1 pseudogene is annotated in these 628 nt (G+C 71.7%); it reads left to right on the top strand.

Annotated features, from left to right (window positions below):
* Positions 1 to 272: 272 nt before the first annotated feature.
* A pseudogene (locus FV228_RS31970) lies at positions 273 to 628 on the top strand (hypothetical protein); the annotation flags it as partial.

The following is a 628-nucleotide window of genomic DNA, read 5'->3' on the forward strand; positions in this document are numbered from 1 at the left end:
GCCTTGCGCCTCGCGGGCGGTCGCGGCCAGGCGGGTCTGCTGGCCGTCGGCGGCCTGGAACTCGTGGCCGCCGCCTTCGTGCTGGTGCTGGGCGTGGCGATGCTCTCCGGCCTCGCCCTGAACCTCGGCGGCTGAAGTCCGGATTCAAAAGGTCGAGACCTTTCGCGGGTCCAGGGCGGAGCCTTGGAATCCCGGGGCGCCGGACGCGAAATCGCGTCTCGCCAACGGGACTTGAGCATGTCACGCTGCCGTCTCGAGGCGGAGGAGCGCGGATGCACGCCGACTTCCAGACGATCCTGAACTGGCGCCTGCTGGCCGGATCGCACCCCTTCCCGGGTCCCGATGGCGGGACCTGCATCAACGAGGCGGCGATCGTGGCCGCCGGGCTGCCTTACAAGGCGATCCGCTCCAGCGCCGATTGCCCACCCTGCTTCTCGAGGCCGATCGCGGCCTACGCGCTGGGCCTCAACGACGCGATGCCGGACGACGCGCGCCCGCAATTGATCGCCTTCGTGCTGCGGCTCTCCGGCAGCGCCGACCGGCCGGACGTCGAGGCCGCCCGGACCCGGCGCCTCGCCCTGGACAGCATCCGGCAAATCCTGGCGCCGCTCTGCGCTCGGGCCGGCAT

The organism is Methylobacterium sp. WL18 (assembly GCF_008040015.1).
GTDB classification, from domain to species: domain Bacteria; phylum Pseudomonadota; class Alphaproteobacteria; order Rhizobiales; family Beijerinckiaceae; genus Methylobacterium; species Methylobacterium mesophilicum.